We start from the raw sequence: 23,601 nt of genomic DNA on the forward strand, positions 1-23,601 counted from the left end.
AGCTGGTCGAGCTTGGCCTGCGGTGACCACTATCACACATGGGTGGTAAGGGAACCGTTCACGAGTAGGCCACCAACCGGTCGACTGGGTTAGCCTGCGTTGCAATGAGCACATTTGTTGACGGTCCGGAAGACGCTCTGCCACTGACAGGCGAGCGGACCATCCCCGGCTTGGCCGAGGAGAATTACTGGTTCCGCCGGCACGAGGTGGTGTACCAGCGGCTCGCCGAGCGCTGCGCCGGGCGCGACGTGCTGGAAGCCGGCTGCGGCGAAGGCTATGGCGCCGATTTGATCGCCGACGTCGCCCGCAAGGTCATCGGCCTGGACTACGACGAAGCAACGGTCGCCCATGTCCGGGCCCGCTATCCGCGCGTCGACATCCGGCACGGCAACCTCGCCGAACTTCCCCTGCCAGATGGCGCGGTCGACGTCGTGGTTAATTTCCAGGTCATCGAACACCTATGGGACCAGGCACAATTCGTCGCCGAGTGCTACCGGGTGCTGCGCCCCGGCGGTGTGTTCCTGGTGTCGACCCCGAACCGGATCACCTTCTCCCCCGGCCGCGACACTCCGCTCAACCCGTTCCACACCCGCGAACTCAACGCCGCCGAGCTCACCGAGCTGCTCGAAGACGCCGGGTTCCAGATCGAGGGTTTGTACGGAGTTTTCCACGGACCCGCCCTGGCCGAACTCGATGCCCGCCACGGCGGTTCGATCATCGACGCCCAGGTGGCGCGCGCGGTCGCCGACGCACCCTGGCCCGAGCGGCTGCTCGCCGACGTCGCGGCGGTATCCACCGACGACTTCGACATCACTCCGGCCGGGGAACGCAACATCGATGACAGCCTCGACCTGGTCGCGGTCGCGGTACGCCCGTGAATGCCCCGAGCTCACACCCCGAACCGGTACCGGGGCTGTTCACTCTGGTCCTGCACACGCACCTACCGTGGCTGGCCCATCACGGCCGTTGGCCGGTGGGCGAAGAATGGCTCTACCAGTCCTGGTCGGCGGCTTACCTGCCGCTGATGCGGGTACTGCATACCCTGGCCGCCGAGGACCGCAGCCACCTGATCACGCTGGGTATGACACCGGTGGTCACCGCACAGCTCGACGATCCGTACTGCCTCACCGGTATGCACCACTGGCTGACCAACTGGCAGTTACGCGCGCTTGAGGCCACAACGCTGAGCAGCCCGGAAGGGTTGCGCGAGTTCGGGGTTCGCGAGCATGCCGAAGCCGCCGCGGCGGTCGAGGACTTCTCCATCCGGTGGCGGCACGGTGCCAGTCCGATGCTGCGCGAACTGATCGACGCAGACACCATCGAACTGCTCGGCGGCCCGCTGGCCCACCCGTTCCAGCCGCTGCTCAACCCGCGCCTGCGTGAGTTCGCGCTGCGTGAGGGGCTGGCCGACGCCCAGGCGCGCTTCGCCCACGCCCCGCAAGGTATCTGGGCACCAGAATGTGCGTACGCGCCGGGCATGGAAACCGGTTATGCCGCAGCGGGTGTGGGCCACTTCATGGTCGACGGCCCGTCGCTGCACGGCGACACGGCGCTGGGCCGCCCGGTCGGCGACTCCGACGTCATCGCGTTCGGACGCGACCTACAGGTCAGCTATCGCGTGTGGTCCCCCAAGTCCGGCTATCCGGGGCACGCCGCCTACCGCGACTTCCACACCTACGACCACACCACCGGCCTGAAACCGGCTCGGGTCACGGGACGCAACATGGCCTCCGAGGACAAGGCGCCCTACGACCCGCAGCGCGCCGACCGGGCCATCGACGACCACGTCACGGACTTCGTCGCGGTCGTGCGTCGGCGACTGCTCAGCGAGGGAGAACGCATCGGCCGGCCCGCGCATGTGATCGCGGCATTCGACACCGAGTTGTTCGGCCACTGGTGGTACGAGGGTCCGGTGTGGCTCGAGCGGGTGCTGCGGGCACTGCCCGAGGCCGGCATCCGGGTGGGCACCCTCGCCGATGCCAAGGCCGACGGATTCGTCGGTGCCCCAGTCGAATTACCACCCAGCTCATGGGGTTCGGGCAAGGACTGGCAGGTCTGGAACGGTCCAGCGGTCAGCGACCTCGTCCAGCTCAACACCGAGGTCGTCGACACCGCGCTGAGCACGGTGGACAAGGCCCTCACCCAGAACACCGCGTTAGGGTCCCCCACCCCGCGGGATCATGTCGCCGACCAGATCCTGCGGGAAACCCTGCTCACAGTGTCCAGTGACTGGTCGTTCATGGTCAGCAAGGACTCCGCGGCCGACTATGCACGCTACCGCGCGCACCTACACGCCCACGCCACGCGGGAAATCTGCGATGCGCTGGCATCGGGCCGATTCAAGCACGCCCGCCGCCTGGCAGACGGCTGGAACAGGGCCGACGGACTGTTCGGTGCCCTCGACGCACGTCGGCTCCCCAAATGACCACCAGCCGGAGAAAGCACCAGCCATGAAAATCCTGATGGTGTCGTGGGAGTACCCGCCGGTGGTCGTCGGCGGTCTCGGCAGGCACGTGCATCATCTGGCCACTGCGCTCGTTGCGGCCGGCCACGAAGTCGTGGTACTGAGCCGTCGCCCGACCGATACCGACCCGAGCACGCATCCGTCGACCGACGAAGTCAGCGAGGGTGTCCGTGTCGTCGCCGCCGCGCAGGACCCGCACGAATTCGGTTTCGGCACCGACATGATGGCCTGGACGCTGGCGATGGGGCACGCGATGGTGCGCACCGGCCTGGGCATCAAGGACCATACCGGCGGCCCGTGGCGACCGGATCTGGTGCACGCGCACGACTGGCTGGTCGCTCACCCGTCCATCACCCTGTCCGAATACTTTGATGTGCCACTGGTTTCCACTATCCATGCCACCGAGGCCGGCAGGCACTCCGGCTGGGTGTCGGGCCCGATCAGCCGACAGGTACATGCTGTGGAGTCCTGGCTGGCGCGTGAATCGGATTCGCTGATCACGTGTTCGGCCTCGATGAGCGCGGAGATCACCGAGTTGTTCGGGCCCGGGCTCGCCGAGACCAGGGTGATCCGCAACGGTATCGACGCCGCGCTGTGGCCGTTCGCGCGGCGCCGGCCGCGCCAGGGGCCCGCTCAGTTGCTCTACGTCGGGCGCCTCGAATACGAGAAGGGCGTACACGACGCGATCGCAGCACTGCCCCGGATCCGGCGCGTCCATCCCGGCACCACCCTGACTGTCGCCGGTGACGGCACGCAGCAGCAGTGGCTCGTGGACCAGGCTCGGAAACACAAGGTGCTCAAGGCCACCCGATTCGTCGGCCGCCTCGCCCACGATGAGCTGGTGGCCGCATTGCATGCCGCGGACGCTGCGGTGCTGCCCAGCCACTACGAACCGTTCGGGATCGTGGCGCTGGAGGCCGCAGCCACCGGCACACCGCTGGTCACCTCCAACGTCGGCGGGCTCGGTGAAGCGGTGATCGACGGCCAGACCGGGATGTCGTTCGCGCCACGGGACGTGACCGGGCTGGCCGATGCGGTCCGCGCTGTGCTCGACGACCCCGCCGCGGCGCAGCAGCGGGCCATCACCGCCCGAGACCGGCTGACCTCCGATTTCGACTGGCACACCGTGGCCGCCGAGACCGCCAAGGTGTACCTGGCGGCCAAACGTGGTGAACACGAACCACATCCGCGCCGCCCCATCGTCGAGCACGCACTGCCCGACCGCTGAGGGCGACCCACTCCGGTCGTGCCACGCTGGCCGAGCAGTTCGGGATTGCTTGGTCTGGCTGACTGCCCTAGCGCGGCAACGAAAGAACCGACACCGCAATGAGAATCAGCACACCGACGGTCACCACATGGACTTCACGCGTCGGGGTGATCCGGTTCGGCAGCGGATGGCGGGCCAGAACGCGTTGCCTGCGCAGCCCCACCGCATAGACCAGCAGCGCGACCGCGACCGCGACACACGCGGCCACCAACCCGAATCCGGCTTTGTGGTGCTGAATGTCATGGAGCATGAGCAACGCCCCGTTGCCCAGCACCGCGAACGCCGTGCGCGTCCAGGACAGCGAGGTCCGCTGTGCCTGAAGACCGGGATCGACAGCGGTCACCGGCTGGCGATCCTGACCACGGCGACGACCAGGACCAGCACACCGATCAGACACAACCCGACCGCCAGGTACGCCGGCGTGGGGTGGCGGGGCAACGACGTGCCGGTGCGCATCGCATGTTCCACTTGCCGCCAGCGCCACAAACCGACCCCCGAGGTCAGTGTGGCAAGGATCGTCAACAACAGGCCGAGGATGTGGCGCGCCTGGGGCACACCCAGTTCGGGCACGAACTGGATGACGGCTACCGCGGCAGCGAGAAGCCCGAGCGCGGTGCGCTGCCAAGCCAGGAACGTCCGCTCGTTGGCAAGCGTGAAGCGGTAATCGGGCTCCTGTGCTTCATCCGGACAGGGGCCTGCTTCGTCGTCAGTTCGTTCGCTCAGTTGCTCGCAGCCTTTTTGCGCTCGATGTCGGCCAGCGCGGCAGCCAGTTCGGCCCGCTGCGCCGCCGAGGTGTCCCAGGCCAGCTTGCGGTTCTTGACCACCTTCGCCGGGGACCCGACGGCGATCGAGTAGTCCGGAATGTCGCCCTTGACCACGGCGTGTGCGCCCAACACGCAGCCGCGGCCGATGGTGGTGCCGCGCAGCACCGTGACTTTCGCGGCGATCCAGGTGTCGGGGCCGATGCGTACCGGACCCTTGACGATGCCCTGGTCCTTGATCGGCAGCTCGATGCTGTCCATCTTGTGGTCGAAGTCGCAGACATAGCACCAGTCGGCCATCAACGCGGACTCGCCGAACTCGATGTCGAGGTAAGTGTTGATGACGTTGTCGCGACCGAACACGACCTTGTCACCCAGGCGCAACGAGCCCTCATGGCAGCGGATCGTGTTCTTGTCACCGATATGCACCCAGCGGCCGATCTCCATCTGCGCGAGCTCCGGGGTGCACTGGATCTCCACACCCTTGCCCAGGAACACCATGCCGCGCGTGATGATGTGCGGATTGGCCAGCTTGAACTTCAGCAGCCGCCAGTACCGGACCAAATACCACGGCGTATAGGCGCGGTTGGCGATGACCCACTTGAGGGAGTCCAAAGTGAGGAAGTTGGCCTGCCGAGAATCGCGCAGCCGGGACCCCCGCCAGCGCTTGTGAATCGGGGCGCCCCACATCGTCGTCATGGCCCGAAAGCCTACGCGAGCGGCGGCGACCGAATTCGGAGTCGCTCCGGTCCTGCAGCCTCACATTCGCAACGGTTACCCTCAGCTTGACCACATGCGCGAACCACGGGTGCCGGACCGGGCGCACCGACCGTACGTGCCGATCCGCCCGAGCCCCGAACGAAAGGACACCGTCATCCGCCGATACCTTGCGCTGGCGGTAGCGGCGCTGCTCACGGGCGTGCTCGCCGGGTGTGAGAACACCGATTCATGGGTCGATGCGCATCCCGCGTCGGGCTGGTCCGCGCAGTACGCCGACGCCGCCAACAGCAGCTACAGCGCAGTGCACGGAGCCGACACGTTGAAGTCGGCCTGGAGCCGCACGGTCAAGGGCGATCTGGGTGCCCAGGTGGCGCTGGGCGCGACCGGTTACCTCGCCGCAAACGGTCAGACTGCCGGCGGCTGCTCGTTGATGGTCTGGGAGTCCGACAACAACGCACGCCAGCGCTGGTGCACCCGGCTGATACTTGGCGGCGGCTGGTCCAGTCCGCTGTTCGACGGCTTCGACAACCTTTACGTCGGTCAGCCCGGCACTATGTTGTCCTTTCCGCCAACGCAGTGGATCCGGTGGCGCCAACCGGTGATCGGCATGCCGACCACCCCACGCCTCCTCGACGACGGCCAACTGCTGGTGGTGACCCATCTCGGGCAGGTACTGGTGTTCGACAGCCATCGCGGCACCGTGGTCGGCACTCCGCTCGACCTGGTCACCGGCATCGACCCGACCGACTCACAGCGCGGGCTGGGTGACTGCCAACAGGGCCGGCCGCGCTGTCCCGTGGCGGCCGCGCCCGCCTTCTCCAAGGCCACAAACATCGTGGTGCTGAGCCTGTGGGAGCCGGACGCCGAAGGCCCTGTCCTGGTCGGCCTGCGGTACCGCCCGAATCAGAAACCGATGCTGAACCGCGAGTGGACCAGCACGGCGGTGGGCCAGGGGCCGCTGGCCAGCCCGGTGCTCTCCGCGGACGGATCGACCGCGTACGTCAACGGCCGCGACCAACGCCTCTGGGCGATCGATACCGCTGACGGCAAGGCGAAGTGGTCGGTACCGCTGAACTTTCTCGCCCAGACGCCGCCGTCGGTGTCACCCGACGGGCTCATCGTGGCGGGCGGCGGCCCGGACGCCAAACTGATCGGGGTCCGCGACAACGGCGACAAGGGCGACGTTGTGTGGACCCGCGACGACGTCACGCCGCTGACCACCACGAGCCGAGCCGACGGCATCGGCTACGCCGTGGCGCGTGAGGGCGGGCACGGCCAGACGCTGATGGTGTTCGATACCAGCGACGGGCGCACCCTCAACAGCTACCCGCTGCCCGACGCCACCGGCTGGCCCGTCGGCGTATCGATCGGTCACGATCGCCTGGTGATCGCCGCGACCAGCGACGGTCAGGTGTACGGCTTCGCTCCGGCGTGACCGGGCCTGCGGTCACGCCAGCAAGTCCGCCAACGCATCTCGCGGCACAGACGCCTGCGTGGCGCCGGCCGCCTCGGCGAACAACTCACCCTGGCCGAAGAAGAAGATCACCGCATCGTCGGTGATCGCGAAGTTCTGGTAGTGCGTCGGGTCGAGCCCGGCACTCGACGGTATCGCCTGCTCCACACCGGACTGCTTCTGCAGTTGGCGCTGCACGATCGGGTAGATCACGTCGAGCGGCTTGGTCCCCGGCTTGAACAGTGTGTCGAACGTGATGGGCGCCCGGGTCAGGAGGCTGTAGTTGAACGCCTTGTACCAGGTCTGCGGGTGCGCCCCACCGACGTTTTGATACACCTCGAACACCAGGCTCTGGGTACGAGGCGGCATACCCGAGCTGTAGCGGGTTCCCTTGGCGTCCAGCACGTAAGGCTGGTCACGTGATCCCGGCATCTGCGAGACGTTGACGAACCCGTCCCTCGTCTGCGTCAGGTAGTCCGTCAACGCCTGCTGGTCCGGATAGTCGACCGGGAACGTGTAATCGAGCGTGTATGCCGCGTTGGCGGCGTGCACGGTGCAGGTCTGATCCAGATCGACCGTGCCGTCGAGATCGGCACATGCGTTCTGAGCCGCCGCTACCGGCGTAGAAAGCCAGCCGATCAGCACACCGGCCGCCAGAGCGGCCACTACAGGGGGAAATCGCATTGTCAGTCGTCCTCGCAAGCGATCAACTCAGGCCGGCTCCGACTCCGGCGCGTCAACCACAGGGTACGTGGCAGTCACCGTGACGGCCGACAAACAAACGCCGTCGCGGTGCTCGCGGCGCCCGATCCCAGCCGGGTGATGACGACGGAGAGTTGCTCCGCGCCGCGCAGACGCAGCCGTCGCCGCAACACATCTGGGTCCACGTTCACGCCACGCACCAGGATTTCGACGGCGCCGACCGACCGTGCCGCCAGCACCTCACGCAGTCGACGCTCGTGATAGCCGAGTTGTTCGAGCACCTCGAACCCGCGCAGCCCGACAGGCAGCTCGTCGCCGGACAGATAGGCGATGTCGGGGTCTAGTTGCCACAGACCGTGCCGAACCGCATAGTGTCGGACCAGCCCCGCCCGCACCACGGCACCGTCGGGATCGATGATCCAGCGCCCGGCCGGTGCGACCGCACAGTCGTCGGGCTCGGCATCGGTGATCTGTTCGTCGCGGTCGAGCAGGGTGGCCCGCCTTCGAACACCGGTTCCGGCCAGCCCCGGCGACCACAGACACGCCTCCCGCACTCCCCCGCCTACCGAGGTCACCTCAATCTCGCCCTCGAACCCCATCCTCGCGAGCTCATCGAAATCTATTCCGGGAGCACACTTTACGACTGTGTCGCGACCTCGGTAAATGTCCAGCAGAGCGTCGAGCGCCGGTGTGTAGGCGCGCGGATCGAACCGCCTGCGCCCACCCGCTCGGCGTGCGGGGTCCAGGATCGCCACGGCATCGCGGGTGATCGGCCGCAGCGCGTCGGCACGGCACAATGCGACACCGGGCACGTTGTGCGCAGCCATCGCCAGCCGCACCGGATCGATGTCACTGCCCACCAGGTCGGCTGCCGAATTCTGCAGTGCCACAAGCTCGCTGCCGATCGAGCAGGTGGCGTCATGCACTCGTGCACCGGCCAACCGGTGGGCCCGGTGTGCGGTCACCGGCGCCGCGGTGGCCTGCTGCAGCGCCTCATCGGTGAACAACCAGCGCGCCGGGTCATCGAACTTGGCGACGGCCCGGCGGCGCAGTTGTACCGTCTCGACCAGTATCGTCACCCGCTCACCGAATTGCGTTCGGAGAGCTGCGATATCGCTGAGCAGACTGGCGTCGGACAGCTGACGCCGGGCCACCTGGTCCAACGCCTGCAGGCCTGCCTCCGACCGCAGATATGCGACATCGGCAGTACTGAAAACTACGACGGCTTAACCCCGGTGACCATGACATTGTAGAACCAGCCCTTGGGCACCACGCGGCGCCAGACGTTGCTGTCCACCCAGCTCAGTGCCATCCAGCTGTTGAATGCGAACTTGGCCCAGCCCCAACCGAGTCGGCCCGCAGGCACCGCGGCCTCGAACGTCCGCACCGGCCAGCCCAACATCGCCGCGGTGAACTCCTCACTGGCCGTCCGCACCTCGACCGCGCCGGCGTTTGTGGCCATCCGCTCGAGATCCGCTGGATCGAAGGTGTGCAGGTCCACCACGGCCTCCAGGGCCGCTGCCCGGGACGACTCGTCGAGTTCGGCCTGCGGGCGGCGCCAGCCGTCCAGGCCCGGCAACTTGGTGACATTGGTGGTGGCGCGCCAGGTCAGGGTGGACAGTTCGCGCGCGTAGCGGTTGCCGACCTTCGTGGGTTCCCCTGCGAAGACGAATCGGCCGCCCGGCTTGAGTACCCGCACCACCTCACGCAGGGAAAGTTCGACGTCCGGAATGTGGTGCAGCACAGCATGCCCTACCACCAGGTCGAAGGTGTTGTCCTCGTACGGGATGCCCTCGGCGTCGGCGACGCGCCCGTCGATGTCCAGGCCGAGTGACTGCCCGTTGCGGGTCGCCACCTTGACCATGCCGGGCGACAGGTCGGTCACCGAACCACGCCGAGCGACACCGGACTGGATCAGATTGAGCAGGAAGAAGCCGGTGCCACAGCCCAGCTCGAGCGCCCGGCCGTAGGGCAGCTGACGCTGCTCGCCCTCGGGGACGATGGCGTCGAAGCGGCCGCGGGCGTAATCGATGCAGCGCTGGTCGTAAGAGATGGACCACTTCTCGTCATACGTCTCGGCTTCCCAGTCGTGGTAAAGCACCTGAGCGAGCTTGCTGTCGTGCATCGCGGCCTCGACCTGTTCGGCCGTGGCGTGCGGGTTAGGAGCCGGCATGTCAGCGTCGGTGCCGGATTCCTTGATCTCTGTCATACAGGGCAGCCTAATAGTCGGCGGCGCGGGTCAGGTCCGGTCGGTACGCCGGTCGACGGCCGCCTTTGCCGCTGCCAGCGCCGTAACCGGATGGTCGACGAAGCGGCGCGCCCACGCCAGCGCGGCGTCATAGACGTGATCGGGTGCCACCATCTCGTCGACCAGGCCCAACGCGACAGCTTCCTCGGCTCCGACGAATCGACCGCTATAGGCCAGCTCCTTGGCCTTACCGCTGCCGATGACTGCGGCCAGCCTCTGGCCCGCACCGCCGCGGGGCGCCAACCCGGCCAGGATCTCGGTCGCGCCGAACTTCACGTTGTCCCCGCTGATCCGCCAGTCGGCGGCCAGCGCCAACGCCAGTCCACTGCCCAGCGCGTATCCGGTGATCGCAGCGACGGTCGGCCTCGGGATCGCGGTTACGGCATCCAGGCAGTCGCGCAACACGCCCTCCGCCACGGCGGCCTCGTCGGTATTGAGCGTGCGCAACTCGGGTACGTCATCACCCGCGCAGAAGATCTCGTGGCCGCCGAACAGCACGACCACCGCGATATCCGGGCGCTCGGCCAGTTCCCCGGCGGCCGTGGTGAGCTCCCGGTACACCTGTCGAGTCAGGGCGTTAGTCGGTGGACGCGACAGCAGCAGCGTCGCAATCCAGGGTTCCGCGTCGCTCGTGACGACACTGACGAACTCGTTCACGACGCGCCGCCCGCAGCAGTCTCACCGGCAGATGAGCGGTGGCTGCGCGCCGCGTTGTACCGCTCGCTGTCGAAGAACTCGATCTCCCAGTTACCGCCCGTGACGGTCAGGTTGGGTTCGATGGCGACGATTTTGCGTTCGACGGCCAGCACCTCGGCGACCGTGCGGCCGTTGAGTGAATCCAGCTGCGTCCACGTCGGCGGGAGCAGGAACGACCGCCCCTCGGCAAAGTCGTCGAGCCCGGCCTGTGGGGTGCTCCAGAACGCGCGGTCACTCTCGGTGTTGTCGCCGTCGGCGCGCTGACCCTCGGGCAGGGCACCGACGAAGAAGTACGTGTCGTAGCGGCGGGTCCGTTCCTCTTTCGGAGTCACCCAGTTCGCCCACGGCCGGAGCAGATCTGCCCGCAGCACCAGCTTCTCCTGGCGCAGGAAGTCGGCGAACGACAGCGCATTGCCGGCCAGCGCGGCCCGGGCGTCGCGGTACACCGACGCGTCGCCGACGATGGCGTCGGGATCGTTGTCAGGGCCGGCGAACAGCACCCCGGACTCCTCGAACGTCTCGCGCGCCGCGGCACACACGAGTGCCTCGGCCAGCGCGGTCTCCACCCCGAGTCGCTGCGCCCACCACGCCGGTTCCGGGCCGTACCAGGCGATGTCGGCGTTGCGATCGCGCTCGTCGACCCCGCCGCCCGGGAACACCATGACGCCACCGGCGAACTCCATCGCCGTGTGCCTGCGCATCAGGAACACCTCGATCTCCGAGGCAAGCGCTCGTCGGTGCACGTCACGCACGAGCATCACCGTCGCCGCAGGCCTCGGGACCAAAGGGTCGGTCATGTCGGCTCCTCGCGCAAGCGCTCGTCGGTGCTCGTCGGCTCCTCGCGCAAGCGCTCGTCGGTCACACCCGTCTCCTGTGCGCCGCCCGGCTCCGGATGCGTCGCGCAAAGTACCGCCCGTCGATCACGTCCAGAGCGATCGACTGGCCGAATGCCTTGGACAGGTTCTCCGCCGTCAGCACGTCCGCGAGGAGCCCGGCGGCGACAACGCGGCCCTCGGACAGGATCAACGCGTGGCTGAATCCGGGAGGGATCTCCTCGACATGGTGGGTGACCAGCACGATCGCCGGCGCGTCGGGGTCGGCGGCCAGATCGGCCAGCCGCGCCACCAGCTCCTCACGCCCACCCAGGTCGAGTCCGGCCGCGGGTTCGTCGAGTAGCAGCAGCTCCGGATCGGTCATCAGCGACCGGGCGATCAGCACCCGCTTACGCTCGCCCTCCGAGAGGGTGCCGTAGGCACGTTCGGAGAGATGTTCGGCGCCGACGCTCTCCAGCATGTCCACGGCCTGCGCGTAATCGACCTCCTCGTAGTTCTCGCGCCACCGGCCCAGCACCGCATAACCCGCTGAGACCACCAGATCGCGCACGAGTTCGTCGTCGGGAATCCGCTGTGACAGCGTCGAACTGCTCAACCCGACACGGGAGCGCAGCTCTGACATGTTGGTGCGGCCCAGCCGTTCGCCGAGCACGTATGCGGTACCCGAGGACGGGTGTTCGGTGGCGGCGGCGATCCGCAGCAGAGACGTCTTGCCCGCGCCGTTGGGACCGATCACCACCCAGCGTTCATCGAGTTCGACGGCCCAGGTGATCGGTCCGACAAGAGTATTCCCACCTCTGCGGAGCGTGACCCTGGCGAAGTCGATCAGCAGGTCTTCGCTGCCGGCACTGTCGGCTGCGTCTTCTCCGGATTCGGGCACTCGACCATCGTAGTGATGCCGGCGACGGACTTTCGGTCGCGCCCGCCGCTGAAATCGTGGAACAGCATGGCGCGCGGGGTGAGCCTGAGGAACAGCTGTACCAACGGGCCGATACCAAAGGCATAGACGAGGGTGCCGACCCCGACCGAGCCGCCTAGTAGCCAGCCAACCGCGAGCACGGTCGCTTCAATCGCGGTTCGCACCAAGCGGATCGACAGCCCGGTACGGGCGACCAGGCCGGTCATCAGACCGTCCCGCGGACCCGGGCCGAGCCCGGCACCGATGTAGAGCACAGTGCTGATGCCGTTGAGCACCACAGCGCCGAGCATCATCGCGATACGTGCCGCCATGGCGGTGGGTGCGGGCAGCAGGGCGAGCGTGGTGTCGACAGTGACGGCAATGACGATCACGTTGGCGACGGTGCCTATGCCCGGCCTGTTGCGCAGCGGGATCCAGGCCAGTAGTACGACGACCCCGGCGAGGGCGGATGCGAGCCCGATGGTCAGCGGCGTGTGCCGGGTCAGCCCCTGGTGGAAGACGTCCCAGGGGTCCAGGCCCAGGCCGGCGCGGATCATCATGCCCATCGAAACGCCGTAGCCGCACAGGCCGATCAGCAGCAGCGTGCCCCGTTTGAGTGCGGTCATCAGGCATGGTCCGGAAATCGCACACGGATGGCATCGAGCTCGCTGCATATCCGGCGCGCGTCTGCATCACACTCTGCGATGCCGTTGCGCGGGTCGTACACACGGCGGAGATTTTCCGCGAGCCGAGATATCCAATTCGTTCGCATGCTGCGATCATTCCGACCAACTGGCTTGATCATCAATAGCCAGTTGACGGATACTGGCCTCACCATGAGTAACGTTATGGCCGCACGTGCGTTGGATGTGGACCTTTTGGCCCGCGAGCTCGGAAACTGGCGCACTTCCAGTCTGAGTGGCCCCGCATATCTGGGCCTGGCCGATGCCATCCGACTGCTGATCGTCGACGGCAGACTGCCGGTCGGGTCACGGTTACCCAGTGAGCGGGCGCTGGCCGATGCGCTGCGGGTTTCACGCACCACCGTCACCGCGGCGTTCACCCAGCTACGCGATGACGGCTACCTCAACGCCCGCCGCGGCGCGCGCAGCACCGCAGCCCTGCCGGTGCGGCCGGAACTGGTCGCTGAACCGACTCAGCCGGCCGTCAGCCTGGCTGCGGCCGCACTGTCCGCACCGTGTGCCGCGGTGCTGGACGCGTTCGCCGAGGCTGCGCACGACATCACCCCGTATCTGCACGAGCCGGGTCACGAGCTCACCGGAGTCAATTCGCTCCGTGAGGCGATCGCCGCGAGATATCGCGAGCGCGGACTCCCCACCGATGCCGACCAGATCATGGTGACGAGCGGCGCCCAACACGCGATCGGCCTGATCCTGGCCGCCCATACCCAGGCCGGTGACCGGGTACTCGTCGAGCAACCTACGTATCACGGTGCCCTGTCGGCGATCACGCAAGCCGGAGCACGCCCGGTACCGGTATCACTCACCGAGGACGGCTGGGAACTCGACGCCGTGCACGCGGCGTTGCGGCAGCTCGCACCAAGCCTGGCCTACCTGGTACCCGACTGTCACAACCCCACCGGGTTCACCTTGCCCGCCGAGGGCCGGAAACGGTTGGGACAGATCATTTCCGAAACCCGCACCCGCACGATCGTCGACGAATCGATCTCCGACATGTGGATCGATGAGCCACCACCGGACCCACTGGCCGCCTCAGTCACCCGGGACAACCTGGTGCTGACCATCGGCTCCATGTCGAAGTCCTTCTGGGGGGGCCTGCGGGTCGGCTGGATCCGCGCCGATCGCGCGACCCTGGCCACTGTCGCCGCCATCCGGCAATCCCTCGATCTCGGCACGCCGATTCTCGAACAGTTGGCCGCGGCAAGGCTTCTCGCTGCACGCGCAGAGGTCCTGCCGGAACGTCGCGAGCTGCTCAACCGCCGTCGGCGGTACCTGGTGTCCCTGCTGGCCCGCGAACTACCGGACTGGCGTCCCGGTGACGGACGCGGCGGAATGTCGCTGTGGGTGCGGCTGCCTGCACCGATGAGCACAGCACTGTCCGCGAGTGCTTCACGGCTCGGCCTGGATCTGCCCGCTGGTCCGCGGTTCGGGGTGGACGGCACGCTGGAACGCTTCATCCGGCTGCCCTATGCCCTGCCCGAGCCGCAATTGGAGGAAGCGATCGAGCTGCTGGTGCGCGCGTGGCGCAGCATCACCGGGTTAAGTGGCCCGCAGCAGCCGACGCTGGTGGTTTAGCGCACCCCTACTGATACTGGGACAGCGCCAGGCAGGTGCCGTAATTCTGGGGGGTGCACGGAACACCTCTGACCGATGGAAGCTGACCTGGCGCGTTCGCGATGCCCGAGCCCTCGCTGGCCGGCGTGAGTACCGGCAGAGCGCCGCCGCCCGACGGGCCGCTGACGCAGACTCCCGGGAACTTGGACGGCACAGTGCCCGACGGGCACGGCTTGGCCTGAGCTTGCGTGGCGAATACCAGCTGTCCCACGGTTGCCGCAACCGCGAAACCACCGATCAGAACTGCACGCTTCACCTTCGCCATGCCGACACCCTACGTGACGGCCCCGCCGGAGGCAGCCAGAACCCGGCCCCAGCAGGTCACATCAGTCTTCGGGGATATCGACCCGGCGCACCATGCCGTCGATCGCGTCGGCCGCCTCGATCTCGCCGCGGGTGATGCCCAGGATGAACAGCACGGTGTCCAGGTAGGGGTGGCTCAGCGACGCGTCGGCAACCTCACGCAACGCCGGCTTGGCGTTGAACGCCACCCCCAGACCGGCCGCGGCCAGCATGTCGATGTCGTTGGCACCGTCACCGACGGCAACGGTCTGCTCCATCGGCACGCCGGCCTGGCTGGCGAAATCCCGGAGAGCCTTGGCTTTCCCGGGCCGGTCCACGATCGGACCGATCACCCGGCCGGTGAGTTTCCCGTCAACGACCTCCAACTGGTTGGCCGCCACGTAGTCGAGCATGAGTTCGGCGGCCAGCGGATCGATCACCTGGCGGAATCCGCCGGACACCACCCCACAGTGAAAACCGAGCCGGCGCAGGGTCCGGATGGTGGTCCGGGCACCGGGCGTCAGCTCGAGCTGCTCGGCGACGTCGTCGAGTACCTCTGCGGGCAATCCGGCCAGCGTCGCCACCCGGCGGTGCAGTGATTCCGCGAAGTCCAGTTCGCCCCGCATGGCGGCCTCGGTCACGGCGGCCACTTCGGCCTCCTTGCCGACGCGCTGGGCCAGCATCTCGATGACCTCGCCCTGGACGAGCGTCGAATCCACGTCGAAGACGATCAGCCGTTTGGCGCGCCGCGACAGACTGTAGTCCTCGAGCGCGATGTCCACGCCTTCGTCTACTGCCACCTGCGCCAGTGCCGTTTGCAGCTGGGAGTAGACCCCACCGGAAGGCACCGAGACCCGCAGTTCCAATCCGGTCACCGGATAGTCCGAGACGCCTCGGATGAAGTCGATGTTGACTCCGAGATCCGCCACGGCCCGGGCCACCACGGTGAAGGCCTCGGCACTGATCGGACGGCCCAGCACCACGATCGTGTGCGTCGACGGTTCGCGCATCACGGGTAGGTCGTCGCTGTGCTCGATTGTCACGTCCAGGCCGACCCGGTGAATCACTTCCTCGACGTCGGCCTGGAGCTGACCGTCGGCCACCTCGGCCGGCGCAGCCACCAGGACACCCAACGTGAGCCGGCCGCGAATCACGACCTGCTCGACGTTGCGCAGCTCCACCCGATGCCGGGACAGCACCTCGAACAGGGCCGAGGTGATGCCCGGTTGGTCGACTCCGGTGACGGTGATGAGTAGCGATGAGTGCTTACGTGAAGTGCCCATCAGCTCGACGTGGCCCACCCCCGAATGTCGTTAACCGTCAACTGGAATGATCCGCGGTTTCGAGTTCAGGGTGGTGCGCGCGACCCACGTGGGCCTCGGCGCGCATGCGCTCGACCATGTGCGGGTAGTGCAGCTCGAACGCCGGACGCTCGGAGCGGATGCGGGGCAGCTCGGTGAAGTTGTGCCGCGGCGGCGGGCACGAGGTCGCCCACTCCAGCGAGTTGCCGTAACCCCACGGATCGTCCACGGTCACCGGCTCGCCGTAACGCCAGCTCTTGAACACGTTCCACGCGAACGGCAGCGTCGAGATGCCCAGGATGAACGAGCCGATCGTGGAGACCACGTTGAGCGTGGTGAAGCCGTCGCTGGCCAGGTAGTCGGCGTAACGGCGAGGCATGCCCTCGTCACCCAGCCAGTGCTGCACCAGGAAGGTGGTGTGGAAGCCGATGAAGGTCAGCCAGAAGTGCAGCTTGCCCAAACGCTCGTCGAGCAGGCGGCCGGTCATCTTCGGGAACCAGAAGTAGATGCCCGCATAGGTGGCGAACACGATGGTGCCGAACAGCACGTAATGGAAGTGCGCGATGACGAAGTAGCTGTCGGTGACGTGGAAGTCGATCGGCGGGCTGGCCAACAGCACACCCGAGAGACCGCCGAGCAGGAACGTGATCAGGAAGCCGACCGAGAACAGCATGGGCGTCTCGAACGTCAACTGACCCTTCCACATGGTGCCGATCCAGTTGAAGAACTTGATGCCGGTCGGGACCGCGATCAGGAACGTCATGAACGAGAAGAACGGCAGCAGAACGGCGCCGGTGGCGTACATGTGGTGCGCCCACACCGCGACGGACAGGGCCGCGATGCTGATGGTGGCGTAGATCAGCGTGGTGTAACCGAAGATGGGCTTGCGGCTGAACACCGGGAAGATCTCCGACACGATGCCGAAGAACGGCAGCGCGATGATGTAGACCTCGGGGTGGCCGAAGAACCAGAACAGGTGCTGCCACAACAGGACACCGCCGTTGGCGGGGTCGTAGATGTGGGCACCGAGGTGGCGGTCGGCGGCCAGACCGAACAGCGCAGCGGTCAGGATCGGGAACGCGATCAGCACCAGGATCGACGTCACCAGGATGTTCCAGGTAAACACCGGCATCCGGAACATCGTCATACCCGGGGCGCGCATGCACACCACGGTGGTGACCATGTTGACACCACCGAGGATGGTGCCCAGACCACCGACAGCCAGACCCATGATCCACAGGTCACCGCCCACGCCGGGCGAGTGGATGGCGTCAGTCAGCGGCGAGTAGGCCGTCCAGCCGAAGTCTGCGGCGCCACCGGGGGTGATGAAGCCACCCATGGCGATCATCGCGCCAAACAGGAAGAGCCAGAACGACAACGCGTTCAGGCGCGGGAACGCCACGTCGGGCGCACCGATCTGCAGTGGCAGCACCAGGTTGGCGAACCCGAACACGATCGGCGTGGCATAGAACAGCAGCATCACCGTGCCGTGCATGGTGAACAACTGGTTGAACTGCTCGTTCGACAAGAACTGCAGACCCGGCATCGCCAGTTCGGTACGCATCAGCAGCGCCATCAGCCCGCCGATGAAGAAGAAGGCGAAGCACACGACGCAGTACATGATGCCGATCAGCTTGTGATCGGTGGTGGTGACGAGCTTGTAGACCAGGTTCCCCTTGGGGCCCATTCGTTCCGGGAAAGGACGATGTGCCTCGAGTTCTCCGATTGGGGGCGCTTCGGCTACCAAGAGATCCTCCAAAGATTAGTCGGGAAAACCCGCATATCGAACTGAATCTTAACGCTTCCGAACCCCTGAGCGCCCCTGGGTCCTACAAACTGTCGTAAACAAGTTCGGAGCTTCTCTGGCGGCGGCCTGACCAGGTAGGACAAGCCTGAATGTTACCGTCGCCCCGTGCTGATCAACCGCCCGCGCGCTGCAGCTGCACTGATCGCCGCGACCGCGGCACTGTCCGCCGGCTGCGGCGGTTCGGACGGCGCGCCGCCGCAGGCCCAGCAGTCGATCACCACAAGTGTTACGAAGATCGCCGACGCCGGCGTGTTGGGCAACCAACGCCGGCCCGACGAGTCGTGCGCACCAGGGCCGGCAGCCGCCGATCCCGCTTCCCGCGACGTCCACAACGCCGAGGGCAACGGCATTCCCCCGTCGACTCAGGTGTCCGGCGACCCGCAACGCATCGTGGTGCTCTCGGGCGATCAACTCGACGCGTTGTGCGCTCTGGGTCTGCAGTCCCGCGTCGTCGGGGCCGCCAGGCCAGTCGATTCCGACAGCCAGCCGTCCTATCTGGGTAAGACAGTGCACGACATCGCAGCGGTCGGCGACCGCAACGCACCCGACCTCTCCGCGATCTCCGCGGCCCACCCCGACTTGATCCTGGGTTCCACGGCGCTGACCCCGGACGCCTTCGGTGCACTGGCGGCGATCGCACCGACCGTGTTCACCGGCGCACCCGGCGCCGGCTGGCAGGACACCCTGCGCTCGGTGGGCGCGGCGACTGGACGCGCCGACGCGGCCAACGATCTGGTCGACAAGTTCAACGACGCAGCCCGCAAGACCGGCACTGACAACGACGCCGCGCATTTTCAGGCCTCCGTGGTCCAGCTGACCGAGGACACCGTGCGCGTCTACGGCGCCGACAACTTCCCTGCCAGCGTGCTGGCGCAAGTCGGGTTGGACCGGCCAGCCGCACAGCGGTTCACCGACAAGCCGTTCGAGGAGCTGGCCGGCTCCAGCAGCGATTTCTCCATCGCCGACGCCGACATCGTGTACGTGTCCTTCACCTCTCCGGCCGCACGCGATCACGCCCCGGCGATCCTCGACAGCCCGGCGTGGCGCGCGCTGTCGGCAACCAAGGACAACCGGGTGTTCGTGGTCAACAACGAGGTCTGGCAGACCGGTCAGAACATCGTCGCGGCCCGCGGCATCCTCGATGACCTGCGTTGGGTCAACGCGCCGATAAACTGACCGTCGTCCACTAGTCTGGCGGCGTGTTTCACATCCTCACGCTGACCTACCTCAAGCCGACCGATGTCGTCGACCAGACCCGCCCGGCGCACGTCGCATGGCTCAACGACGAGGTTGCCGCAGGCCGTGTCCTGTTGGCCGGCCGCCAGGAACCCGCCACCGGCGGAGTGCTCATCACCGGTGACATCAGCGTCGAGGAGGCGCAGCAGCTCATCGACAAGGACCCCTACACGGTGGCCGGGCTGGCAAGCTACGAGCGGGTGTCGTTCAACGGGTCGATTCGCGCCCCCGGGCTCTGAGCTCGCACTCCCAGGCGATCGCCAGGGAGAAACGTCACAGTCGAATGTGGGACTAACGTCGACATCGCAATAGTTGCACGTGTCGGGCCGCGTGCTGCGGCGCACCAGTTAGCTGGGCTGATGTCCCCAGGACCATGCACTGACGACGATCGAAGAGGGCTGTGATGAGCACTGTTTCCGCATACGCCGCGAACTCGGCAACCGAGCCGCTGACCAAGACCACCATCACCCGTCGGGAGGTAGGGCCGCACGACGTCGCTTTCGACATCCACTTCGCGGGCATCTGTCACTCTGACATCCACACCGTGAAGGCTGAATGGGGCCAGCCCAACTACCCTGTCGTTCCCGGTCACGAGATCGCTGGTGTCGTCACCGCCGTCGGCTCGGAGGTGACCAAATACAAGGTCGGCGATCACGTGGGCGTCGGCTGCTTCATCGACTCCTGCCGCGAATGCGACGCTTGCAAGGCCGGCCTGCAGCAGTACTGCACCGGTGAATACGGCATGCACGGCACCTACAACTCGACCGAGCGTGACAACAGCCCCACCTACGGCGGCTACAGCGGCGCGATCGTCGTCGACGAGAACTACGTGCTGCGCATCCCCGACAGCATCCCGCTGGACAAGGCCGCTCCCCTGCTGTGTGCCGGCATCACCCTGTATTCGCCGCTGCGCCACTGGAATACCGGCCCCGGCAAGCAGGTCGCGGTGATCGGCCTCGGCGGGCTGGGCCACATGGGTGTCAAGTTGGCACATGCGATGGGCGCGCACGTCACCGTGCTCTCACAGTCGCTGAAGAAGATGGAGGACGGCCTCCGCCTCGGTGCCGACGAGTATTACGCGACCAGCGACCCGGACACCTTCCGCAAGCTGCGCGGCCGCTTCGACCTGATTCTCAACACGGTGTCGGCCAACCTCGACATGGGTGCTTATCTGGGCTTGCTGGCCACCGACGGCACACTCGTCGAACTGGGCGCGCCGGAGAAGCCGCTGGTGGTCCCGTTCTTCCCGCTCGCCGCCTACCGGCGCAACCTGTCCGGATCGTTGATCGGTGGCATCCCGGAGACGCAGGAGATGCTCGACTTCTGCGCCGAGCACGATGTGGCCCCCGAAATCGAGGTCATCGCGCCCGACTACATCAACGAGGCCTACGAGCGCGTGCTGGCCAGCGATGTGCGGTACCGGTTCGTCATCGATACCGCTTCGCTCCGCAGCTAGTCAGTTCGAGCCGCCCGCATCGGTCGCCTCGCCCGATGCGGGCGCTTGGCGTTCTACGCCGGCGAGGGGCCAACCGACGGCGGCGAGCCTGGCCGCAACCCGGTTGATGTTCTCCGCGCCAGCGTCGTGGTCAGTGACCTCGGAGATGAATTCCGCGATCTCGTCGCGGTCGATTGTTCCGTCTGCGAGTGCAGCCGAGCCGTTCGCAGTGATGTTGCGCACCACCTCCTTGACCTGCTCGTCGGTCAACGGGGTGGCGCGGAGCAGCGCCAGCAGGGGCACCCGGTCGGCACCCGGAACGCCTTCGGGGTAGCCAGCGCGCAGCCAGTTCAGGATCGATGTCAGCAACGTCTGAGCGGTCACCACGCCAGTCTCGTATCACTCAGCACTCGACACCACGTGGGGACCGGACAGTTCTCGGGGCATTCATTGGTTGTTCACTCGGAATCGGTGTGGAAAACGATCCGGCTCAACGCAACCCGTGACGAGACGGCGTCGTTGACTGCCCGCGGGGCTGATCAAGCTGCCGCCCCGCGAGCCCGAACTCTAAAAGTCCCAGTCCTCGTCTTCGGTGTTGACGGCCTTGCCGATGACGTACGACGACCCCGAACCCGAGAAGAAGTCGTGGTTCTCGTCGGCGTTGGGGCTCAGCGCCGAGAGGATCGCCGGGTTCACGTCGGTCTCGTCCTTGGGGAAAAGCGCCTCATAGCCGAGGTTCATCAACGCCTTGTTGGCGTTGTAGCGCAAGAACTTCTTGACGTCCTCGGTGAGGCCGACCTCGTCGTAGAGGTCCTGGGTGTACTCGACCTCGTTGTCGTAGAGCTCGAAGAGCAGCTCGTAAGTGTAGTCCTTGAGCTCTTGACGCTTGGCCTCGTCATGCATGGCCAGGCCGCGCTGGTACTTGTAGCCGATGTAGTAGCCGTGGACAGCCTCGTCGCGGATGATCAGCCGGATCATGTCGGCGGTGTTGGTCAGCTTGGCCCGGCTGCTCCAGTACATCGGCAAGTAGAAGCCCGAGTAGAACAGGAAGCTCTCCAGCAGCGTCGAAGCGACCTTGCGCTTGAGCGGCTCGTCACCCTTGTAGTACCGCATGACGATCTCGGCCTTGCGCTGCAGGTTCGGGTTCTCCTCCGACCAGCGGAACGCGTCGTCGATCTCGACGGTCGAGCACAGCGTCGAGAAGATGTTGCTGTAGCTGCGGGCGTGCACCGACTCCATGAACGCGATGTTGGTGTAGACGGCTTCCTCGTGCGGGGTCAGCGCGTCAGGAATCAGGCTGACCGCGCCGACCGTGCCCTGGATGGTGTCCAGCAGCGTCAGACCGGTGAACACCCGCATCGTCATCTGCTTCTCGTGGGCGGTCAGCGTGCTCCAGGACGGGATGTCGTTGGACACCGGAACCTTCTCGGGCAACCAGAAATTACCGGTCAGACGGTCCCAGACCTCGGCGTCCTTGTCGTCCTGCAGGCGATTCCAGTTGATCGCTGACACCCGGTCGATCAGCCTCATGCCTTCGCTCACCAGAACCTCATTTCACCTGCTCGTCTTACTTGCTCCACGCTGCCCCCGACACTACCCCTGGGGTCAGTCGCCCGCGCTCACCGCAACACCTTGTGTTTTCGTGTCGTGCTTCTCTCGCAGGAAATCGAACTCCGACGGGTCCAGATGACGGGTTGACAGCCAGTACTGCCAGGTCATGCCACTCCATAGAGTGCGGTTGACGCCATGGTCATCCATGTACCAGCTCCGGCAACCGCCGGTGTTCCACACCGTGTCGCGCAGATCGTGTTGCAACTCGGCATTGAACGCGTCCTGGGCGGCCCGGCTGGGCATGAGCGCCTCGGCACCCTCGCGGTCGACCGCGGCGATCGCCTGACCCACATATCGGATCTGCTGTTCGATCATGAACACCACCGAGTTATGTCCGAGTGCGGTGTTCGGACCGAGCAGGAAGAACAGATTGGGCATACCGGCGACGGCGATACCGCGGAGGGCCTGGATACCCTCCCGGTTCCAGCGGTCTACCAGGTCCTCGCCGCCGGAGCCCTTGATGTCGACGTAGGTGTAGGAGTCGGTGACGTGGAATCCGGTCGCCCACACCACTACATCCACGGGATGTTCGACGCCGTCAGCAGTGACGATGCCGCTCGGGGTCATCCGGGTGATCCGTTCGGTGATCACCTGCGCGTTGGGGTTGGCGATGGCCTCGTAATAGGTGTCGGAGTTGAGGATTCGCTTGCAACCCGCGGTGTAATTCGGCGTGAGCTTGCGGCGCAATTCGGGATCTTTGATGCTGCGGTTGATGTTGTAGCGGCCCATCATCTCGCCGATCTTGAGCAGCCGCGGTTGTTGGGTCATGGCGAACCCGACACCCTCGTGAATCCAGTAGATCGCAGCGCGTAGCAGGGCCCGGGTGCCGGGCACGTAACTGAACATGCGGCGCATCCACAGCGGGAATTTGTTGTTCACCCGCGGCATCACCCAGGCCGGCGTGCGCTGGTACAGCTGCAGTTCGGCGACATCCTTGACGATCTCGGGCACGATCTGGATCGCGCTGGCGCCGGTGCCGATGACCGCCACCCGCTTGCCGTGGATGTCGACGCTGTGGTCCCACTGCGCGGAATGGAAAGCGGCCCCGGCAAATTCGTCGCGACCATCGATGTCCGGGATCGACGGGATGTGCAGGCCTCCTGCTCCGGAGACGAGGAATTGGGCGATGTATTCCTGGCCGGTGTCGCTGAAAACGTGCCAGCGCAATTCGCTGTCGTCCCAGTGCGCGCGGTCGACGTGGGTGTTGAACCGGATGTAGCGGCGTAGGCCGTATTTGGCCGTCACCCCCAGCAGGTAGTCCTGGATCTCCGGCTGGAACGACCACATGTGGGTCCAGTCGGCCTTCGGCTCGAACGAGAACGAGTACATGTGCGACGGGATGTCGCAGGCGCAGCCCGGGTACGTGTTGTCACGCCAAGTGCCGCCGATCTCGTCGGCCTTCTCCAAGATGAGGAAATCCACCCCGCGACGCTGCAACTCGATGGCCATACCCAAGCCCGAGAACCCGCTGCCGATGATGAGGGCCCGGGTCCGTACGGGTTGCTGGACGTGTGCGGACTGTTCGGCAGCCGTCATGGCTTCAGGTCCTTTCCTGGGAACACTGGTACCGGA

General features: G+C 66.3%; 24 protein-coding genes. 8 read left to right on the plus strand and 16 right to left on the minus strand.

Features of this window, described 5'->3' with window-relative positions; translation table 11 throughout:
• The first annotated feature begins 104 nt into the window (after positions 1-104).
• From B133_RS0110340 to B133_RS0110350, 3 genes are read left to right on the plus strand one after another with little or no spacing between them, the layout of a single operon-like run.
• On the plus strand, positions 105-878 hold the full coding sequence (locus tag B133_RS0110340; RefSeq protein WP_018600886.1) for a bifunctional 2-polyprenyl-6-hydroxyphenol methylase/3-demethylubiquinol 3-O-methyltransferase UbiG: 774 nt from the start codon (positions 105-107) through the stop codon (positions 876-878).
• Positions 875-2,425 (plus strand): glycoside hydrolase family 57 protein, encoded by a 1,551-nt coding sequence (locus tag B133_RS0110345; RefSeq protein WP_018600888.1) that lies wholly within the window; start codon positions 875-877, stop codon positions 2,423-2,425. Before B133_RS0110340 ends, B133_RS0110345 begins: the two co-directional genes overlap by 4 nt.
• A gap of 25 nt (positions 2,426-2,450) precedes the next feature.
• On the plus strand, positions 2,451-3,692 hold the full coding sequence (locus B133_RS0110350) for a glycosyltransferase family 4 protein (protein ID WP_018600890.1): 1,242 nt from the start codon (positions 2,451-2,453) through the stop codon (positions 3,690-3,692).
• Between the two features lie 67 nt (positions 3,693-3,759).
• Here B133_RS0110350 and B133_RS0110355 read toward each other — a convergent pair whose 3' ends face one another.
• From B133_RS0110355 to B133_RS0110365, 3 genes are read right to left on the minus strand one after another with little or no spacing between them, the layout of a single operon-like run.
• Positions 3,760-4,074, minus strand: coding sequence for a DUF202 domain-containing protein (locus B133_RS0110355; RefSeq protein WP_018600891.1), 315 nt, complete (start codon positions 4,072-4,074; stop codon positions 3,760-3,762).
• Positions 4,071-4,454 (minus strand): YidH family protein, encoded by a 384-nt coding sequence (locus tag B133_RS23315; RefSeq protein WP_051088109.1) that lies wholly within the window; start codon positions 4,452-4,454, stop codon positions 4,071-4,073. The genes B133_RS0110355 and B133_RS23315 overlap by 4 nt, the downstream gene beginning before the upstream one ends.
• Positions 4,451-5,191 carry an acyltransferase gene (locus tag B133_RS0110365; protein ID WP_018600893.1) on the minus strand — a complete coding sequence of 247 codons (741 nt, stop codon included), beginning with the start codon at positions 5,189-5,191 and terminating at the stop codon, positions 4,451-4,453. Before B133_RS0110365 ends, B133_RS23315 begins: the two co-directional genes overlap by 4 nt.
• A 94-nt stretch (positions 5,192-5,285) precedes the next feature.
• On the opposite strand from B133_RS0110365, the gene B133_RS0110370 reads away from it, so the two are divergent.
• Positions 5,286-6,647: a PQQ-binding-like beta-propeller repeat protein gene (locus tag B133_RS0110370; protein WP_198290992.1), complete on the plus strand. Its 1,362-nt coding sequence runs from the start codon at positions 5,286-5,288 to the stop codon at positions 6,645-6,647.
• Between the two features lie 12 nt (positions 6,648-6,659).
• Here the strand turns inward: B133_RS0110370 and B133_RS0110375 are convergent, their stop codons facing one another.
• From B133_RS0110375 to B133_RS0110405, 7 genes are all read right to left on the minus strand, one after another.
• Positions 6,660-7,349, minus strand: coding sequence for an esterase (locus tag B133_RS0110375; RefSeq protein WP_026256248.1), 690 nt, complete (start codon positions 7,347-7,349; stop codon positions 6,660-6,662).
• 74 nt (positions 7,350-7,423) lie between these two features.
• Entirely contained in the window at positions 7,424-8,557 is a 1,134-nt protein-coding gene (locus B133_RS0110380) for a hypothetical protein (protein WP_036418545.1), read from the minus strand.
• A gap of 26 nt (positions 8,558-8,583) precedes the next feature.
• Positions 8,584-9,576, minus strand: coding sequence for a class I SAM-dependent methyltransferase (locus B133_RS0110385; protein ID WP_018600901.1), 993 nt, complete (start codon positions 9,574-9,576; stop codon positions 8,584-8,586).
• 30 nt (positions 9,577-9,606) lie between these two features.
• The gene (locus B133_RS0110390) at positions 9,607-10,272 is read right to left on the minus strand and encodes an enoyl-CoA hydratase (protein WP_018600903.1); all 666 of its coding nucleotides are present in this window, start codon (positions 10,270-10,272) and stop codon (positions 9,607-9,609) included.
• A complete protein-coding gene (locus B133_RS0110395) occupies positions 10,269-11,108 on the minus strand; it encodes an NUDIX hydrolase (RefSeq protein ID WP_026256249.1) in 840 nt (279 codons plus the stop codon). The genes B133_RS0110390 and B133_RS0110395 overlap by 4 nt, the downstream gene beginning before the upstream one ends.
• 61 nt (positions 11,109-11,169) lie before the next feature.
• A complete protein-coding gene (locus B133_RS0110400; RefSeq protein WP_018600905.1) occupies positions 11,170-12,024 on the minus strand; it encodes an ABC transporter ATP-binding protein in 855 nt (284 codons plus the stop codon).
• Complete coding sequence (locus B133_RS0110405) at positions 11,970-12,668, minus strand: YitT family protein (protein ID WP_018600906.1); 699 nt, start codon at positions 12,666-12,668, stop codon at positions 11,970-11,972. The genes B133_RS0110400 and B133_RS0110405 overlap by 55 nt, the downstream gene beginning before the upstream one ends.
• A 210-nt stretch (positions 12,669-12,878) precedes the next feature.
• Between B133_RS0110405 and B133_RS0110410 the strand changes: the two genes are divergently transcribed.
• On the plus strand, positions 12,879-14,318 hold the full coding sequence (locus tag B133_RS0110410) for a PLP-dependent aminotransferase family protein (RefSeq protein WP_026256250.1): 1,440 nt from the start codon (positions 12,879-12,881) through the stop codon (positions 14,316-14,318).
• 7 nt (positions 14,319-14,325) lie between these two features.
• Here B133_RS0110410 and B133_RS0110415 read toward each other — a convergent pair whose 3' ends face one another.
• From B133_RS0110415 to ctaD, 3 genes are all read right to left on the minus strand, one after another.
• The gene (locus tag B133_RS0110415) at positions 14,326-14,622 is read right to left on the minus strand and encodes a hypothetical protein (protein ID WP_018600908.1); all 297 of its coding nucleotides are present in this window, start codon (positions 14,620-14,622) and stop codon (positions 14,326-14,328) included.
• Positions 14,623-14,683: 61 nt separating this feature from the next.
• The gene (gene serB, locus B133_RS0110420; protein ID WP_026256251.1) at positions 14,684-15,922 is read right to left on the minus strand and encodes a phosphoserine phosphatase SerB; all 1,239 of its coding nucleotides are present in this window, start codon (positions 15,920-15,922) and stop codon (positions 14,684-14,686) included.
• 37 nt (positions 15,923-15,959) lie between these two features.
• Complete coding sequence (gene ctaD, locus B133_RS0110425) at positions 15,960-17,687, minus strand: cytochrome c oxidase subunit I (RefSeq protein WP_026256252.1); 1,728 nt, start codon at positions 17,685-17,687, stop codon at positions 15,960-15,962.
• A 165-nt stretch (positions 17,688-17,852) separates the two neighbouring features.
• Between ctaD and B133_RS0110430 the strand changes: the two genes are divergently transcribed.
• From B133_RS0110430 to B133_RS0110440, 3 genes are all read left to right on the plus strand, one after another.
• Positions 17,853-18,923 carry an iron-siderophore ABC transporter substrate-binding protein gene (locus B133_RS0110430; protein WP_018600911.1) on the plus strand — a complete coding sequence of 357 codons (1,071 nt, stop codon included), beginning with the start codon at positions 17,853-17,855 and terminating at the stop codon, positions 18,921-18,923.
• 23 nt (positions 18,924-18,946) lie between these two features.
• Positions 18,947-19,222 carry a YciI family protein gene (locus B133_RS0110435; protein ID WP_018600912.1) on the plus strand — a complete coding sequence of 92 codons (276 nt, stop codon included), beginning with the start codon at positions 18,947-18,949 and terminating at the stop codon, positions 19,220-19,222.
• Positions 19,223-19,386: 164 nt separating this feature from the next.
• Positions 19,387-20,439 (plus strand): NAD(P)-dependent alcohol dehydrogenase, encoded by a 1,053-nt coding sequence (locus B133_RS0110440; protein WP_018600913.1) that lies wholly within the window; start codon positions 19,387-19,389, stop codon positions 20,437-20,439.
• Here B133_RS0110440 and B133_RS0110445 read toward each other — a convergent pair whose 3' ends face one another.
• The 3 genes from B133_RS0110445 to B133_RS0110455 form a co-directional block, all read right to left on the minus strand.
• Positions 20,440-20,802 carry a DUF3349 domain-containing protein gene (locus B133_RS0110445; protein ID WP_036419109.1) on the minus strand — a complete coding sequence of 121 codons (363 nt, stop codon included), beginning with the start codon at positions 20,800-20,802 and terminating at the stop codon, positions 20,440-20,442.
• A 183-nt stretch (positions 20,803-20,985) separates the two neighbouring features.
• The gene (nrdF, locus tag B133_RS0110450; protein WP_018600915.1) at positions 20,986-21,948 is read right to left on the minus strand and encodes a class 1b ribonucleoside-diphosphate reductase subunit beta; all 963 of its coding nucleotides are present in this window, start codon (positions 21,946-21,948) and stop codon (positions 20,986-20,988) included.
• A 75-nt stretch (positions 21,949-22,023) separates the two neighbouring features.
• Entirely contained in the window at positions 22,024-23,565 is a 1,542-nt protein-coding gene (locus tag B133_RS0110455) for an NAD(P)/FAD-dependent oxidoreductase (RefSeq protein WP_018600916.1), read from the minus strand.
• Between the last annotated feature and the right edge of the window lie 36 nt (positions 23,566-23,601).

Source organism: Mycobacterium sp. 155, from assembly GCF_000373905.1.
Taxonomy (GTDB): domain Bacteria; phylum Actinomycetota; class Actinomycetes; order Mycobacteriales; family Mycobacteriaceae; genus Mycobacterium.

Bases quoted from the DNA above. Each gene is read 5' to 3' on its own strand.
- B133_RS0110370 (WP_198290992.1), top strand. From the start codon at position 5,286: ATGCGCGAACCACGGGTGCCGGACCGGGCGCACCGACCGTACGTGCCG.
- B133_RS0110350 (WP_018600890.1), top strand. From the start codon at position 2,451: ATGAAAATCCTGATGGTGTCGTGGGAGTACCCGCCGGTGGTCGTCGGC.
- B133_RS0110440 (WP_018600913.1), top strand. From the start codon at position 19,387: ATGAGCACTGTTTCCGCATACGCCGCGAACTCGGCAACCGAGCCGCTG.
- B133_RS0110410 (WP_026256250.1), top strand. From the start codon at position 12,879: ATGAGTAACGTTATGGCCGCACGTGCGTTGGATGTGGACCTTTTGGCC.
- B133_RS0110375 (WP_026256248.1), bottom strand. From the start codon at position 7,349: ATGCGATTTCCCCCTGTAGTGGCCGCTCTGGCGGCCGGTGTGCTGATC.
- B133_RS0110340 (WP_018600886.1), top strand. From the start codon at position 105: ATGAGCACATTTGTTGACGGTCCGGAAGACGCTCTGCCACTGACAGGC.
- B133_RS0110365 (WP_018600893.1), bottom strand. From the start codon at position 5,191: ATGACGACGATGTGGGGCGCCCCGATTCACAAGCGCTGGCGGGGGTCC.
- B133_RS0110455 (WP_018600916.1), bottom strand. From the start codon at position 23,565: ATGACGGCTGCCGAACAGTCCGCACACGTCCAGCAACCCGTACGGACC.
- nrdF (WP_018600915.1), bottom strand. From the start codon at position 21,948: ATGAGGCTGATCGACCGGGTGTCAGCGATCAACTGGAATCGCCTGCAG.
- B133_RS0110385 (WP_018600901.1), bottom strand. From the start codon at position 9,576: ATGACAGAGATCAAGGAATCCGGCACCGACGCTGACATGCCGGCTCCT.
- B133_RS0110415 (WP_018600908.1), bottom strand. From the start codon at position 14,622: ATGGCGAAGGTGAAGCGTGCAGTTCTGATCGGTGGTTTCGCGGTTGCG.
- B133_RS0110395 (WP_026256249.1), bottom strand. From the start codon at position 11,108: ATGACCGACCCTTTGGTCCCGAGGCCTGCGGCGACGGTGATGCTCGTG.
- B133_RS0110405 (WP_018600906.1), bottom strand. From the start codon at position 12,668: ATGACCGCACTCAAACGGGGCACGCTGCTGCTGATCGGCCTGTGCGGC.
- serB (WP_026256251.1), bottom strand. From the start codon at position 15,922: ATGGGCACTTCACGTAAGCACTCATCGCTACTCATCACCGTCACCGGA.